Source organism: Actimicrobium sp. CCI2.3, from assembly GCF_035019065.1.
In the GTDB taxonomy this organism is placed as follows: domain Bacteria; phylum Pseudomonadota; class Gammaproteobacteria; order Burkholderiales; family Burkholderiaceae_D; genus Actimicrobium.
Window position 1 is genome coordinate 1 of sequence record NZ_JASJWR010000026.1, and the last position, 16,085, is coordinate 16,085.

General features: G+C 62.3%; 12 protein-coding genes. 10 read left to right on the plus strand and 2 right to left on the minus strand.

Features of this window, described 5'->3' with window-relative positions:
• Positions 1-254: 254 nt before the first annotated feature.
• The 9 genes from hypB to QN370_RS14760 are packed head-to-tail and all read left to right on the plus strand — an operon-like array spanning position 255 to position 9,942.
• Entirely contained in the window at positions 255-1,088 is an 834-nt protein-coding gene (hypB, locus tag QN370_RS14720; protein ID WP_322126605.1) for a hydrogenase nickel incorporation protein HypB, read from the plus strand.
• Positions 1,085-2,203, plus strand: a complete 1,119-nt coding sequence (locus tag QN370_RS14725; protein ID WP_322126606.1) for a carbamoyltransferase HypF — start codon at positions 1,085-1,087, stop codon at positions 2,201-2,203. The genes hypB and QN370_RS14725 overlap by 4 nt, the downstream gene beginning before the upstream one ends.
• Positions 2,194-2,439 (plus strand): HypC/HybG/HupF family hydrogenase formation chaperone, encoded by a 246-nt coding sequence (locus tag QN370_RS14730; RefSeq protein ID WP_322126607.1) that lies wholly within the window; start codon positions 2,194-2,196, stop codon positions 2,437-2,439. The genes QN370_RS14725 and QN370_RS14730 overlap by 10 nt, the downstream gene beginning before the upstream one ends.
• Positions 2,436-3,575: a hydrogenase formation protein HypD gene (hypD, locus tag QN370_RS14735; RefSeq protein WP_322126608.1), complete on the plus strand. Its 1,140-nt coding sequence runs from the start codon at positions 2,436-2,438 to the stop codon at positions 3,573-3,575. Before QN370_RS14730 ends, hypD begins: the two co-directional genes overlap by 4 nt.
• On the plus strand, positions 3,572-4,624 hold the full coding sequence (gene hypE / locus QN370_RS14740) for a hydrogenase expression/formation protein HypE (protein WP_322126609.1): 1,053 nt from the start codon (positions 3,572-3,574) through the stop codon (positions 4,622-4,624). The genes hypD and hypE overlap by 4 nt, the downstream gene beginning before the upstream one ends.
• 60 nt (positions 4,625-4,684) lie before the next feature.
• A complete protein-coding gene (locus QN370_RS14745) occupies positions 4,685-6,136 on the plus strand; it encodes a sigma-54 dependent transcriptional regulator (protein WP_322127220.1) in 1,452 nt (483 codons plus the stop codon).
• Complete coding sequence (locus QN370_RS14750) at positions 6,136-7,155, plus strand: HupU protein (RefSeq protein WP_322126610.1); 1,020 nt, start codon at positions 6,136-6,138, stop codon at positions 7,153-7,155. Before QN370_RS14745 ends, QN370_RS14750 begins: the two co-directional genes overlap by 1 nt.
• Before the next feature lie 24 nt (positions 7,156-7,179).
• Positions 7,180-8,637, plus strand: a complete 1,458-nt coding sequence (locus tag QN370_RS14755) for a nickel-dependent hydrogenase large subunit (RefSeq protein ID WP_322126611.1) — start codon at positions 7,180-7,182, stop codon at positions 8,635-8,637.
• Positions 8,638-9,942 carry an ATP-binding protein gene (locus tag QN370_RS14760; RefSeq protein ID WP_322126612.1) on the plus strand — a complete coding sequence of 435 codons (1,305 nt, stop codon included), beginning with the start codon at positions 8,638-8,640 and terminating at the stop codon, positions 9,940-9,942. It begins immediately after the preceding gene.
• Positions 9,943-10,211: 269 nt separating this feature from the next.
• Here the strand turns inward: QN370_RS14760 and QN370_RS14765 are convergent, their stop codons facing one another.
• Positions 10,212-11,078, minus strand: coding sequence for a DMT family transporter (locus tag QN370_RS14765; RefSeq protein ID WP_322126613.1), 867 nt, complete (start codon positions 11,076-11,078; stop codon positions 10,212-10,214).
• Between the two features lie 458 nt (positions 11,079-11,536).
• On the opposite strand from QN370_RS14765, the gene QN370_RS14770 reads away from it, so the two are divergent.
• Positions 11,537-13,006, plus strand: coding sequence for an NEL-type E3 ubiquitin ligase domain-containing protein (locus tag QN370_RS14770; RefSeq protein WP_322126614.1), 1,470 nt, complete (start codon positions 11,537-11,539; stop codon positions 13,004-13,006).
• An 18-nt stretch (positions 13,007-13,024) separates the two neighbouring features.
• Here the strand turns inward: QN370_RS14770 and QN370_RS14775 are convergent, their stop codons facing one another.
• A complete protein-coding gene (locus tag QN370_RS14775; RefSeq protein WP_322126615.1) occupies positions 13,025-16,024 on the minus strand; it encodes an EAL domain-containing protein in 3,000 nt (999 codons plus the stop codon).
• Between the last annotated feature and the right edge of the window lie 61 nt (positions 16,025-16,085).

Consider the following 16,085-nt stretch of genomic DNA (forward strand, 5'->3'; position numbering starts at 1 on the left):
GAATCCGCAACCAGGGTCAGAGTAATTTTCGCGATAAAGCCTGCGAAAAAAAACTCTGACCCTGGTTGCTACCGACGAGAGTTTACGACCGCAGGAAAAAACGAACCGGAGCCGCCCCCGGCTAGTCACGTAGGGTGCAATAACCGAAGGGCATTGCACCAAATGCCCCGGCCACCGTCGCCAATGCCGATACGCTTTGCGAATGAAGGCAACAACCCTGCATGGGCAGGGAGCAGTCAAAACAGGAGGTAAATATGTGTGTCGTTTGCGGATGCAGCACAGTCAACGAACCGATCCAGCCGGGTGTCGCCTACCGGCAAGTGCATGCGCACGGAATCGGTCAGGCGCAACACCAGCACGTCGCCATCGATGCCGCCACCGGCGACCTGCACTACGGCACCGGTGCCGCCCAAGTCTCGGTACCCGGCATGAGCCAGGCCCGCGCGATCCGGCTCGAACAGAACGTGCTCGGTGAAAACAACTTCCACGCCGCACACAACCGTACGCACTTTGCCGAGCACGGCATCCTCGCGCTGAACCTGGTGTCGAGCCCCGGTTCCGGCAAGACCACGCTGCTGTGCGCCACCATTTTGGCAATGCGCCAGCGCAGCGCACTGGCCGTCGCCGTCATCGAAGGCGACCAGCAAACCAGTTGCGACGCCGATCGCATCCGCGCCACCGGCGCACCGGCGATCCAGGTCAATACCGGCAAGGGCTGTCATCTCGATGCACAAATGGTCAGCGATGCGTTTGCCAGTTTGCCGTTCGATGCAGGCGGCGTGCTGTTCATCGAGAACGTCGGCAACCTCGTCTGTCCGGCCATGTGGGATCTCGGCGAAGCCGTCAAGGTGGTGATCCTGTCGGTCACCGAAGGCGAAGACAAGCCGTTGAAATATCCGGACATGTTCGCTGCCGCCAACCTGATGGTGCTCAACAAGATCGACCTGCTGCCGCACTTGCAGTTCGATGTCGAGCGCTGCATCGAGTACGCCCGGCGCGTCAATCCCGCCATCACCATCCTGCAACTGTCGGCCACCAGCGGTGCCGGCATGGACGCGTGGCTGGACTGGATCGACAGCGCACGATGAGCACCGTCCTGGCCTGCGGTGCCTGGCTCAAGAATGCCGCCTGCCTGCTGCAGGACGGCCAGATCACCTGGTCGCCGCAGCACGGCGACCTCGATGATCCGGCCAGTTGCATCGCGCTGGAGGCGTCGGTGGCGCGGCTGGTGGCGCAAGCCGATGGCGCGCTCGACGCCGTCGCGCATGACTTGCATCCGGATTTCTTCAGTTCCCGACTGGCCGTGCGGGTGGCCGCCGAACTCGGTGTGCCGGCCATCGGCGTGCAGCATCATCTCGCGCATATCGGCGTCGTGATGGCTGAACAGAAGGTAAGCGGTGCCGTCATCGGCGTCGCCCTTGATGGTGTCGGAATGGGCACGGACGGACTGGCCTGGGGCGGCGAACTGTTGCTGGTTGATGGTGCGCAGTGGCAGCGACTCGGCCATCTGCAAGCGCTCGCATTGCCCGGCGGCGATGTCGCGGCGCGTGAGCCATGGCGCATGGCGGCGTCGGTCCTGCACGCGCTCGGTCGCGGTACCGAGATCACACCGCGCTTCACCGGGGCGGTCGGCAAGATGGCCGCGCAAACCGTGCAAGCGATGCTGGCGCGCGACCTGCGCTGCCCGCTGACCAGCAGCGCCGGACGCTGGTTCGATGCCGCTGCCGGTGCACTCGGCATCAGCGTGCGACAAGGTGCCGAGGCCGAAGCGGCCATCGCACTGGAACGACTGGCCAGTGCTTATCTGACCAGCCACGCCGCACCGGATTGCCGCGATGGCTACGTCATCGATGCGGCCGGTGCGCTCGACTTGCGCCCCGTGCTGGCGCGCCTGTTCGCGCTGGCCGACAGCATTGATCCGAACGCCATCGCCTTCGGTGCAGCATTGTTCCACCTGACCCTGGTCGATGGTCTGGTCGACTGGATCACGGCCGCTGCCGGCACGCATCACCTGTCCACTGTCGTATTCGGCGGTGGTTGTTTTTTCAATCGCATCCTGGCCGAACGCCTGACGACAGCGCTGCATCATCGCGGTTTGCGTACCTTGCTGCCCGATGTCGTTTCCTGCGGCGATGCCGGACTGGCGTTGGGCCAGACCTGGGTCGCCAGCCAGCAACTCAAAGAGGTTTCCGTATGTGTCTAGCCATTCCCGTGCGCGTCGTCGAAGTCCTGCCGAATCAACGCGCCATCATTGATCTGTCCGGTGTCCGCAAGGAGATTTCGGTCGCGCTGCTCGACAGCGTCGCCGTCGGCGATTACGTGATCCTGCATGTCGGATACGCACTCGGCAAGCTCGATCCCGAAGAGGCCTTGCAGACACTGGCGCTGTTCGGCGAACTGGCCGCCTTCGAGCAAAATTCGCAGCAGGTGGTCGCATGAAATACATCGATGAATTCCGCGATGGTGACATCGCCCGCAAGATCGCCGACCGCATCGCCGCCGAAGTCGATCCAACGCGCCGCTACAGCTTCATGGAATTTTGCGGCGGTCATACCCATGCGATTTCACGCTACGGTGTCAGCGAACTGTTGCCCGACAACGTGCGCATGGTCCACGGCCCCGGTTGCCCGGTCTGCGTGCTGCCGATCGGTCGCATCGACCTGGCCATCCAGCTGGCGCTGGAGCGCAACGTGATCGTCTGTACCTACGGCGATACGATGCGGGTACCGGCTTCCGGCGGGCTGTCGCTGATCAAGGCCAAGGCGCGCGGTGGCGATATCCGCATGGTGTATTCGGCCGCCGATGCGGTGCGTATTGCGCAGGACAATCCGCAGCGCGAAGTGGTGTTTTTCGCGATCGGCTTTGAAACCACCACGCCACCAACCGCGCTGGTGATCCGCGAGGCCGCTGCCCTCGACCTGACCAATTTCAGCGTGTTGTGCTGCCATGTGCTGACTCCGGCGGCGATCACCCACATCCTGGATTCGCCCGAAGTGCGCGAGCTGGGCACGGTGTCCATCGATGGTTTCATTGGTCCGGCACATGTCAGCATCGTCATTGGCACTGCGCCCTATGTGCCGTTTGCCGAGGGCTATCGCAAGCCGGTCGTGATTGCCGGCTTCGAGCCGCTCGACGTGATGCAAGCCATCCTGATGCTGGTCCGCCAGGTCAACGAAGGCCGCTGCGAAGTCGAAAACGAATTCGCTCGCGTCGTCAGCGCCACCGGCAACCTGACCGCACAAGCCATCGTCGCCGACGTGTTCGAAGTGCGTCCGACCTTCGAATGGCGCGGCCTCGGCGAAGTGCCCGAGAGCGCGTTGCGCATCCGTCCTGCCTACGCCCGCTTCGATGCCGAACTGCGCTACGACCTGCGTTACCGGCCAGTGCCGGACAACAAGGCCTGCGAGTGCGGCGCGATCCTGCGCGGCGTGAAGACCCCGAGCCAGTGCAAGATTTTCGGCTCCGTCTGCACCCCGGAAAATCCGATGGGATCGTGCATGGTCTCCAGCGAAGGCGCGTGCGCGGCACATTATTCGTACGGGCGTTTCAAGGATATTGCGCTGGTGTCGGCATGAGCGCCGAGCCGAAAAAGGACTACGTAAAGCCGCTCGATTTCAGGCACGGTTGCATCGACATGGGCCACGGTGCCGGTGGCAAGGCGTCCGCGCAATTGATGGAAGAACTGTTCCTCGCCGCCTTCGATAATGCGTGGCTGCGGCAAGGTAATGACCAGGCCGTCTTTGCACCACCGGCCGGACGGATGGTGATGGCGACCGATGCACATGTGGTCTCGCCGCTGTTTTTTCCGGGCGGCGATATCGGTTGCCTGTCGGTGCACGGCACCATCAACGATGTCGCGATGTCGGGTGCGCGACCGCTGTATCTGGCCGCCAGTTTCATCATCGAGGAAGGCTATCCGCTGGCTGACCTCAAGCGCATCGTCGCCTCGATGGCGCAGGCCGCACGCGAGGCCGGCGTGCCCATCATCACTGGCGACACCAAGGTGGTCGAGCGCGGCAAGGGCGATGGCGTCTTCATCACCACCACCGGCGTTGGCGTGATCGCCCCGGGCATCGAGATCGACGGCGCGGGCGCGCGACCGGGCGACGTGATCCTGTTGTCGGGCACCATCGGCGACCACGGCGTGGCCATCATGTCCAAGCGCGAATCGCTGGACTTCGATACCGAAATCGTCTCCGACACGGCCGCGCTGCACGGACTGGTCGCGCACATGCTGGCTGTGGTGCCGGGCGTGCGCGCGATGCGCGACCCGACTCGCGGGGGACTGGCCACCACGCTCAACGAACTCGCCAAACAATCCGGCGTGGGCATGCTGCTTGATGAAGCGGCGATCCCGGTCTTGCCGCAGGTCGATGCGGCTTGCGAATTCCTCGGCCTCGATCCGCTGTACGTGGCCAACGAAGGCAAGCTGGTCGCGATCTGTCCGGCGGGCGATGCCGACCTGCTGCTGGCGACCATGCGCGCGCATCCGCTCGGTGTGAACGCGGCGCGCATCGGCACCGTCACCGACGACCCGCACCGCTTCGTGCAGATGCGTACCCGCTTCGGTGGCCGGCGCGTGGTCGACTGGCTGTCCGGCGAACAGTTGCCGCGCATATGCTGAGCGGGCGTATGCTGCACCATGCATTTGCTGAAAGGGCCGCCGCTTGATGAATCCCGCAACATGACCATCGCCGCTGCGCAGAACCTGCCGATCGTCCTCGTGGTGGACGATGAAACCGGATCGCTGGACGCGATCCGGCGCACGCTCGACGAGGAATTCATCGTCCATGTGGCCGGTGGCGCGGACGCGGCGCGGCTGGCGATCGAGCGTACCGAGCCGGCCGTGATCCTGTGCGACCAGCGCATGCCCGGCACCTCCGGTGTGCAGTTCCTCAAGGAAGTGCGCGAGCGCTGGCCGGATGTAGTGCGCATCATCCTCTCCGGCTACACCGATTCCGAAGACATCATTGCCGGCATCAACGACGCCGGGATTTACCAGTTCGTGCTCAAGCCGTGGATGCCGGATCACTTGCTGGACGTGGTGCGCGGCGCGGTCGAAGTACGCCGTCTGCAACTCGACACGCAACGCCTCGCGATGGAGCTGCGCACCAGCAGCACGGTGCTGCGCGCACGCAGTACCGAAAAGCAGAATGCGCTGCAATCGACCTTCGATTTCGACCGCATCATCCGCACCGACGGCAGTCCGATGGACCAGTTGTGCGAACTCGCGGCGCGGGTCGCGCGCTACGATTTGTCGGTGCTGGTGCTGGGCGAATCCGGCAGCGGCAAGGAATTGCTGGCGCGCGCGATTCACTATGCCAGCCCGCGTGCCGGCGGCGTTTTCGTGGTCGAAAACTGCGGCGCGATTGCCGACAACCTGCTCGAGTCCGAACTGTTCGGCCACAAGCGTGGTTCCTTCACCGGTGCTTACGAAGACCATGTCGGCATCTTCCAGCGCGCCGACGGCGGCACCGTGCTGCTTGATGAAATCGGCGATACCTCGTTTGCCTTCCAGATCAAATTGCTGCGTGTATTGCAGGAAGGCGAAATCCGCCCGGTCGGTGCGACCCGGCCGATCCCGGTGAGCGTGCGCGTGATCGCCGCGACGCACCGCAACCTCGAACACGAAGTCAGCGCCGGCCGCTTCCGGCAAGACCTGTATTACCGGCTGGCCGCGATGACGCTGACCATGCCGCCACTGCGCGAACGCCCCGGCGATATCGTGCCGATCGCGCAATCGCTGCTGGCACAAGCCACGCTGGACATGGGGCTGCCGGTGCGCCATTTTTCGGTCGATGCGATGGCCAGCCTGGTCACGTATCCGTGGCCCGGCAACATCCGCGAACTGCGTAATGAAATCGTGCGGGCGCTGGCATTGACGGTCTCGGAAAACATGCAGATCGAGGCGCAGGCATTTTCCGGCAAGGTGCTGCAGGGGCAAGTCAGCACTGCTACCAGCGGCGTGCCGCCGACCGGCACGCTGGAAGAACGACTGGCCGTGATCGAAGCGGCCATCCTCAAGGAAACCCTGCTGCGCCTGCGCTGGAACAAGACGCGCGTGGCCACCGAACTGGGCTTGTCGCGCGCCGGATTGCGCAACAAGATGATTCGCCTCGGACTGGAGAAAACCTGATGGCTCATACCAAACAAGCCGGTTTCAATGTGCTCTGGCTGCAATCCGGCGGATGCGGCGGATGCAGCATGTCGCTGCTGTGCGCCGATACGCCGGACTTCTATGGCGCGCTCGAAGCGGCTGATATCAACCTGCTGTGGCACCCGTCGCTGTCGCTCGAAAGCGGTGCTGAAGCGCTGCGCATCCTGCAATCGTGCATCGATGGCACGATCCCGCTGCATGCGTTGTGCGTCGAAGGCTCGCTGCTGCGCGGACCGCACGGTACCGGACGTTTTCACATGCTGGCCGGTACTGGCAAACCGATGATCGAGTGGGTGCGGGCGCTGGCTGCAGTATCGCTGCACACGGTGGCGGTCGGCACCTGCGCCGCGTATGGCGGCATCACCGCCGCTGGCGGCAATCCGACGGATGCCTGCGGCCTGCAATACGACGGCGACCAGATCGGCGGCCTGCTCGGTGCAGCCTACCGCTCGCGCAGCGGGCTGCCGGTGATCAATGTAGCGGGATGCCCGACCCATCCGAACTGGGTACTCGAAACGCTGATGGCGCTGGCCGCCGACCTGTTCGCCGAAGGCCAGATCGATGCGCTTGGGCGACCGCGTTTTTATGCTGACCATCTGGTCCATCACGGTTGCACCCGCAACGAGTTTTACGAATTCAAGGCCAGCGCCGAAAAGCCGTCCGACCTTGGCTGCATGATGGAACACATGGGTTGCAAGGGCACGCAAGTCCATGCCGATTGCAATACGCGGCCATGGAATGGCGAGGGCTCGTGCACCCGTGGTGGCTATGCCTGCATTGCGTGTACCGAACCGGGTTTTGAAGAGCCGGGTCATGCGTTTCAGGTCACGCCGAAGATCGCCGGCATTCCGATCGGCTTGCCAACCGACATGCCGAAAGCGTGGTTTGTCGCGTTGGCCTCGTTGTCCAAATCCGCCACGCCCAAACGCGTGCGCGAGAATGCGGTCGCCGACCACATCGTGGTGGTGCCGGCGATTCGCAAGACGCGGCTGAAGTGAGAACAAACCTGTGAGGATAACTTCATGAGCCGCCTTGTGGTCGGCCCCTTCAACCGCGTCGAAGGTGACCTCGAAGTCCAGCTCGACGTGGCCGATGGCCGGGTCCAAAGCGCCCGCGTCAATGCCCCGATGTACCGTGGCTTCGAGCAAATCCTCCTCGGCAAACCGGCCATGGATGCGCTGGTCTACGTGCCGCGCATCTGCGGGATCTGTTCGGTGTCGCAATCGGTGGCGGCGGCGCGCGCGCTGGCCGATGCGTTCGGGATGACGCCGGCGGCGAACGGCCAGCGCGTCACCAACGTGATGCTGGCGACCGAAAACCTGGCCGATCACCTGACCCATTTCTACCTGTTCTTCATGCCCGACTTTGCCCGTGCCGTCTACGCAGAACAGCCATGGCATGCCGACGTGCAGCAGCGCTTTGCCGCGCAGGAAGGCGCGCATGCACGGCTGGCGCTGGCAGCGCGGCAACGCTGGTTCACGCTGCTCGGCACGCTGGGCGGCAAGTGGCCGCACACGCATGCAATCCAGCCGGGTGGTTCGTCGCGCGCGGTCGATCCGGGCGAGCGCATCCGCTTGCTGGCCAAGGTGCGCGAATTCCGCGCCTTCCTCGAACAGACCCTGTTCGCCGCGCCGCTCGAACAGATCGCCGCGCTCGACAGCGAAGCGGCCTTGCAGCAGTGGCACGCATCGGCCGCACCCGGTCACGGCGACCTGCGTCTGTTCCTGACGCTGGCGTGGCAAACCGGGCTGGACCGGATGGGACCGGGGCCGGGTTTGTACATGTCGAACGGCTCTTATCCGGACGAGGGCGGTCTGCTGTTCGCGCGCGGCCTGTGGGATGGTGCCGCCGGTCAGCGCGCGCCGCTTGAACCCGTCGGCATCACCGAGGACGCCACCCATGCCTGGCTGGCCGATGCCAGCGGTCCGCTGCATCCGGCGCACGGCATGACGCTGCCCGATATCGACAAGCCCGCTGCCTACACCTGGAACAAGGCACCCCGGCTGGCCGGTCGCGTGCTGGAAACCGGCGCGCTGGCACGCCAGCTGGTCGACGGCCATCCGCTGATTCGTGACGCGGCCGCGCGCTGCGGCGGCACGGTCTACACACGCGTGCTGGCGCGTCTGCTGGAACTGGCGCTGGTGGTGCCGGCGATGGAGCGGTGGATCAAATCGCTGCAGGTCGATGCGCCGTACTTTGCCGCCGGGCCGATGCCTGATCACGGCGACGGCATGGGTCTGACCGAAGCGGCGCGCGGCAGTCTCGGGCACTGGGTTTCGGTGCGCAATGGCAAGCTGGCCAATTACCAGATCATCGCCCCGACCTCGTGGAATTTTTCACCGCGTGATGCCGCTGGCGTACCGGGTGCGCTGGAAGCAGCGCTGGTCGGTGCCGAGGTCCGGCCGGGCGACGACACGCCAGTGGCGGTCCAGCATATCGTGCGTTCGTTCGATCCCTGCATGGTGTGCACGGTGCACTGAATGGCGACCACTCCGCTGCCGCTCGATGGCGTCGACGAAACCATGTGGCTCGACGTGATCCAGAAGATGGATGAAGTCTATTCGCAGCTGGTGCAGGACGAGATCGTGCTGGAAGAAAAAAACGCCGAGCTGGAAGACTCGCAGCGCTTCATTTTCAGCGTGCTGTCGGCGATGTCGGATGTGCTGATCGCCTGCAATCGCGCCGGTGACATCGAACAAACCAATACGGCCTTGCAGAAGCTGGTCGGCCTTGACGAAACGGCGTTGCAGGGCATGCCCGTATCGCGCCTGCTGGCCGATGCCGGCAGCATCGCGGCGATCGAACTGGTACTCGCGCAAAGCCAGATGGCCAGCGCCGTGGTCGAACTGAACCTGATCGATGCGCAACATGGCGTGGTGCCGGTCGATGTCAATTGCACGCGTCGGCGCGACAGCCTCGGCAAGTGCGTCGGCTATGTCTTCGTGGGCCGGCCGATGGGTGAATTGCGGCGCGCTTACGATGAACTGAGTTGCACGCATGAAGCGCTCAAGCGCACCCAGCAACAATTGCTGCATGCCGAAAAAATGGCCTCGCTGGGCCGCCTGGTGGCCGGTGTCGCGCATGAACTGAACAATCCGATCAGCTTCGTGCTGGGCAATGTCCATGCGCTCAAACGCTACAGCGAACGGCTGGCGCAATACGTCGCCGCGCTGCATGCGGGTGACCCGGAGGCTCCTGCGCTACGAGCCAGGTTGCGTATCGATCACTTGCTGGCCGACTTGCCCTCGCTGATCGACGGCACGCTCGAAGGGGCGCATCGCACCACCGACATCGTCAACGGCTTGCGACGGTTTTCGGCGGTTGATCGCGAAGAGCGCGTGCCGGTCGATCTCAATGGCGTCATCGAGCGCGCGATCCACTGGATCAGCAAGGGCGGTGCGCCGCGCTTTACCGCACACTGGACGCCGGGCCCGCCGCTGCTGGTGATGGGCAATGCCGGCAAGCTGTTGCAGGTGCTGATGAACCTGATTACCAATGCCTGTGATGCGGCGGTCGACGGCGCGCCGGTGCAGCTGGTGATTACTGCGCAAGCGGGTGAGGACGGTGTCACGCTGCGCCTGCATGACAACGGCAGCGGGATTGCGGCGGATCATTTGCTGCGCATCTTTGAACCGTTCTTCACGACCAAGCCGGTTGGCAAGGGCACCGGGCTGGGGCTGTCGATCAGCTACGGGATTATCGAGCAGCATGGCGGCGTGCTCAGCGCGCGCAATCATCCGGCGGGTGGGGCGGAGTTTGTGATTGTGTTGCCGGGGGTGCGATGAATTGTTGATTATTTAGGGGCGCTCGGTGCAATGCCCTTCGGTTATTGCACCCTTGTATGCTGTTTTTAACGGTTGATTTTGATTAGATTGATGCGGCACTTCGGTCTTCTTGGATAGCCGTTCGGAAAAGTGCAGACCAGCGCCATTGGCGTAACCTACGGGATTGGCGGTGTTGGTTTGGGCGCTCGCCTGCCATTATTTGGATGGATCGCTGTTGATCTTCATTGGCGGCTCGATCGGCGCGGCGGTGGCACTGGTCGCGCGCGGACTTAGACCGGTGCGCGCTTGTTGAACAGTACCAGCGCGATCCCGCCCAGCATCGCTACGCTGGCCAGCACCAGCCTTGCCGTGAGCGGTTCGTGCAGAAACAGCGTGCCGGCGATAGCGGCCAGCACCGGCACGCTCAGCTGAACCGACGCCGCCCGCAGCGCGGTCAGCCCGCGCAGTGCGCCATACCAGGCGGTGTAGCCGATGCCGGATGCCAGCGCCCCCGACAGCACGGCGAACAACACCCCCATGCCATCGAGATGTTGTCGCGCCAGCAGGACGATAGCTAGTGCGATTGCCATCGGGGCGGCGCGCACGAAATTGCCGGCCGTTTCGCCGGTCGGATTGGCCACCCCGCGTCCGCGCAGCGAATAGATGCCCCACGCGAAGCCGGCCGCCATCATCAGCAGTGCACCACCGAGTGGCGGTGCTGACAGTCCCGGCAACAGAAAAATGACCAGTCCGGCCAGCGCGATCAGCAGACCGAGAATCTGACCGGGGCGAAAGCGTTCGCCGGCGCGCAAGCCGGCGGCAATCATCGTTGCTTGCACCGCACCGAACAGTAGCAGCGCGCCAGTGCCGGTCGACAACGAGACATAGGCAAACGAGAATCCTGCGGCATAGACCATCAACGCCAGTGCCGACAACCAGTTGCCACCCAGGCGAGCACCACCCTTGCCAGCCGTCTGCGGGGTTCGTCGCAGCCAGACCAGCAACACCAGCATCAGCGCACCGGAGACCAGCCGGATTGCCGTGAAGCTGGCGGCATCAATCCCGGTGCGCTGGAAGGCCAGTCGGCACAACACGGAATTGCCGGCAAAGCACAGCATGGCGAACAGGGTGAGGGCGGTCAGTCGAAGGGGGGACATTGGCATCCTTGTAGAGGGCGGCAGGTGAGACAGGTGCGGGTGTTGCCTCGTGGATCATAGCGCAAGTGGGTGGCAGCGCCGATTGGTCGGTCAACCTGAGATGGTCAAAGGTAGGCGCAACAGCGTATTGGTCATGCTTTCCGGCAGGGTGCCGTGTCGAAAGGAACTATTGGCGGCTGATTGCCATTCAACGGGAGTTTCTTTTATTCACCGTTACTTTGAATGCAATCACTATGAAAAATACCGCGCCATCAGGTACGCCACCTCGTGACAACGCGCAACGCGCAAGTAGACAGGTGCAATCTGACAGCGATATCGCCAGGCAGGCACCCTCTGACGATGACAGCGAGCGATCAAGCTCGCCTCGGCAACCCGATGAGTCGTTCAGGAACCGCAAAGCCCGGCCAAAGTGGGCGGAATCGTTCGCCGGCAAAGCGGATCAAATGCCGGCAAATCCCATGGCAAATGCGCTGCGCGCGTTACAGGCGTGGATCGATAGCAGTCCCGATAACGAGCACGCGGACCGCCTGAAGGTGGGGCACACCATCCGGCAACACGTAGCCGATCCTCACTCGACTTCCTTGTTGATCATGTTTCGTGACAAGGTGAGCAGCCTGCCTGTGCTGCCACCGGCAGAGGACTTGATGGTGATGTACTGTCCGCGCCTCACGGAGTTTCCGGATGTGTCGCAATGCTCGCAACTGGCGACCATGACGGTGGCGCATTGCCCGCTGCTGACCACGCTCCCGGCAATCGGCCACTTACAGCAATTACGCACTCTGAACCTGACGGCGCTACCGCTCGTCAGTCTGCCGCCGGACCTTCTTCAATTGCATCGCGATTGCCATGTCACCCTCGAGGTGAGCGGGCTTTCGGAGGCGGCGATGAACCTGCTTACCGACGCCATTCATCATCCGCGCTATCAAGGACCGCAAGTCCACTACGCGATGCCCGTATCGCTAGGCATGCGTGCTGAGCTGATCGATGCCGTGACGGGTTGGCATGCTGAAGCGATTACGGAGAATTCGGCAAGGCTCAACCCCAGCGTGTGGAAGCGTTTGCCCGGACATGACAATGCGGCCTCATTTGCGACCTTTTTAACGCGGATTCGCGCGACTCAGGATTACCTGGGAGGCGATATCGCACGCAAGGCGGCAATGCAAGACCGGGTCGTCAAACTGCTCGAACAGCTGCAATACGATTCTGCCTTGCGCAACGACTGTTTCAACCTCGCTGAAGACGCCATTACGTCATGTGGCGACCGGATTGCGATGGGGCTTCTCGATATGGAAATGCGGTGTCTGATCAGTCGCAAAGCCGAAGAGATTCGTGCGGGTTATCACGATGCGTCTCCGCAGAATCTGGTTGATCTGTGCAAGGGGCAGTATCGCCTGAAGATACTGGAGCGCCTGACCAGAGAAAAGTCAGCCACCGAGCCGTCAATTGATGAAGTGGAGTTCTATCTCGGGCAGCTGCTGACATTCTCCGAGCGGTATGCGCTACCGGTCAAGATCACATCGATGGCGTTCCCCGCCGTATCGCCCATCACGCCGGAAGATAGGGCCCGTGCTGAATCTGAACTGGCGAACCAGGGTTTGTCCGAACCGGCCGTCGACAAAAATAATCAGGCCTATCTGGCCTTCATGGCATCGTCGCCACTGATGCACGGTCTGCTCGAACGGGTATGCGAGACAGACATGTCGGCAGCGAAAAATGAATGTGCTCAAAGGATGGCTCAAGAGAAAAGTGGCATGTACGCACAACTGGAGGCGCTGCAGGGTGAGGCGGCTTCAACAGGTAGTTTGGTTCGGGAAAGTGATCGGCTGATGCGTGCGTTTCATTCACTCGAGACCGACCTGCGTGTGCAAACAACGCTCCCGGTATTGCTGGGACTGCTGGCACAGCACGGTATCAGTCCGACGTTGTAGGACTGCACTGCCGCCGGCTCAACAAGCTATGCGCAGCCCCTCGTGTTCTTGTGCAACCAGTGCTTCAAATTGCGCCACGGGTACCGGCTTGCTAAACAGAAATCCCTGGTAGGCGTGGCAATTCAGTTCGGCCAGGAAGTCACACTGCGCTTCGGTTTCAACTCCTTCTGCAATCACCGACAGCCCGAGACTGTGGCCCAGCGCGAGGATGGTGCGCACAATGGCGGCGTCGTTCGGATCGGTCAGTACGTCGTGCACGAACGAGCGATCGATTTTCAGCTGGTCGAGCGGCAAACGTTTGAGGTACGACAGCGACGAATAGCCGGTACCAAAATCATCGAGCGAAAAACTGATGCCGTGTGCTTGCAGCGCGGTCATCTTCAGGATGATGTCTTCGGCGTCCGTGAGCAGCAGGCTCTCGGTGATTTCAAATTTCAGCAAGCGCGGATTGGCTCCTGTCAGCGCGATGATTACCAGCACCTGCGGTACAAAATCGGGTCGCTGGAACTGACAGGCACTGACATTGACCGCGATGGTCAGTGACGCCAGCGCCGGCTCGCTGCTCCAGGCAGCCAGTTGTTTGCAGGCGGCCTCGAGCACCCATTGTCCCAGCGGAAGGATCAGGCCAGTTTCTTCAGCCAGTGGAATGAACTCGACCGGTGGCACGATACCGCGTTGGGGATGTTGCCAGCGCACCAGCACCTCGGCACCGATAAGGCTGCGGGCGCGATCGACCTGAGCCTGGTAATACAGCACGAATTCTCCGTGCAGCAAGCCCTGGCGCAGTTCCGATTCGAGCCGGGAATGTGCTGTCACCAGTTCCTGAATTTCGGGATCAAAAAAGCGCAGCGTGTTGCGCCCGGCCGCCTTGGCCTGGTACATGGCCAGATCGGCGCGTTTGAGCAGTTCGGCGGCGTCGTCCTTGTGCTCGCCAAACAGGATCATGCCGATGCTCGGGGTACTGTGATGCAGTTGTCCGGCCAGATCAAAAGGGACGTTGAGTGCAGCCAGGATGTTTTCACCGATCGCTTCGGTCTGCAGCGCTGCCGTGGTGGATTGTTCGCTGAGTTGCTCCAGCAGCACGATGAATTCATCGCCACCGATACGGGCCACCGTATCGCTGTCGCGCACGCAGGCCGACAGGCGCAGGGCGACCTGTTGCAACAGCAGATCGCCCTTGTCATGGCCCTGCGTGTCATTGAGCAGCTTGAAATTGTCGAGGTCGATGAACATCAGCGCGCCTTCGCAGGTGCTGCGCAAGCTGGTCGCCAACGCACGTTGCAGCCGGTCCATCAGCAGGCGCCGGTTCGGTAACCCGGTGAGCGGATCAAAAAAAGCCAGGTGGCTGATCTCTTCTTCGGCGGCCTTGCGCAGCGTAATGTCGCTGTGGGAACTGACGTAGTGAGTGATGTTGCCGTGGCTGTCGCGCACGCCGGTGATGCTCATCCAGGCCGGATAGAGTTCGCCATTTTTACGCCGGTTCCAGAGCTCGCCACGCCACGCGCCATCCTGCAGGATGCTGTCCTGCATCGCTGCAAAAAATGCCGGCTCATGCCGTCCCGATTCCAGCAAGGACATGGTCTTGCCCAGGACGTCGTCGGGACAGTAGCCGGTGGTCTCCGTGAAGGCCGAGTTAATCCGCAAGATGACACGATGGGCATCGGTAATCATCATCGCTTCGTGCGACTCGAATGCGGTCGCGGCGATGCGCCTGGCTTCATCGGCCAGCTTGCGGTCGGTGATGTCATGCAGAACCAGATGTAGCAAACGATGCTGCGGCACGGCGACGACCGAGTCATCAAATACCCGCGAGGCCGAGACCACCACATCAATGACATGGCCGTCGTGACAGCGCAATTGCAGCTCGACATACGGCAAGTCATCGCCCGCCAGAAAGCGCGTGAACGTCCGGCGTGCCAGGTTGGTACTCGCGGGATCACACAGCATCAGGACAATTTTCCCGATGACGTCCTGCCGCGCATGGCCGGTAACGTCCAGCAGCCGCTGGTTGCAGTCGATGATGTTACCGGTGATGGCATCGGCCGTGACGAACATGTCGGGCGACTGGTCATACAAGTCGCGGTATTTGTTTTTGGCGCGGGCGCGTTCGACTTGCCGGCGATGGAACAGGAAGCTGCCAGCCAGCAGCAGCACCGCCAGCACCGGCAAGAGAGTGATGATGTAGTCGCGCAGATGCGGTTCCCTGATTTCATAAATGCCGAACCACTTCAGGTACAGCGCATCGTAGGTGCCATTGGCTTTGGTGATCGCCAGCGCTTCATTGAGCCGGCCCAGCAATTCGGCCTCTCCCTTCTGGACGGCGAAAGCAAAGCGCTGCGAAAAACCGGCCGGGAAGGGCAATGCCTCGATATTGGTCAGTCGGCGGGCTCGCAGCGTTTGCATGCCGGTCAGCTTGCTCAACAGCATTGCATCGTGTTGTCCCGACGCCAGCAGTTGCAAGCCGGCGGCGGTGTCGACCAGCACCAGCTTTTTTTCCCAGCCGCGCGACACCGCATAGTCGTGTGCCAGATCACCGTTGACGACGATGAGGGACTTGCCGGCGAGGTCGTCCTCGCTGCCAATTCCCGTGGTGCGCTTGCGCACAAATACCGCGCCGTTGACGATGACGTGCGGGACCGTGAAATCGGCGAAGCGGCGGCGTTGATCGGAGATCGCAAGGTTAATCAGGACATCGGCCTTGCCCTTACGAAAGTCGCTGAGGACTTCATGGAAAGGACGGACATGCAGGATGTAAGGCAAGCCGGCTTCTTCGGCCACCGCCTTCCACAGGTCGACTGTGAAACCGCCTGCCGTGTCATCGGTCATGCCGGTAGAAAAAGGCAGATAGTCCTGTTCGCTGTCGACGATCAGAGCGTTGCGGGAAAGCGAACCCGCCGCATTCGCGGCAGCTCCGAACAGAACAAGAAAAAGCAGCAGCAAGCCCGAAATGACCTGCGTACGACAAGGTCGCCACGTCGTGTACCGCAGGAAGTTGCAATAGGTCTGGAATGGTCGCATTGGTTCTTTTGCCTGGTAGTCCTGACCGCCCCTGTTGACGTAATGCCTTGAGGAAATACTA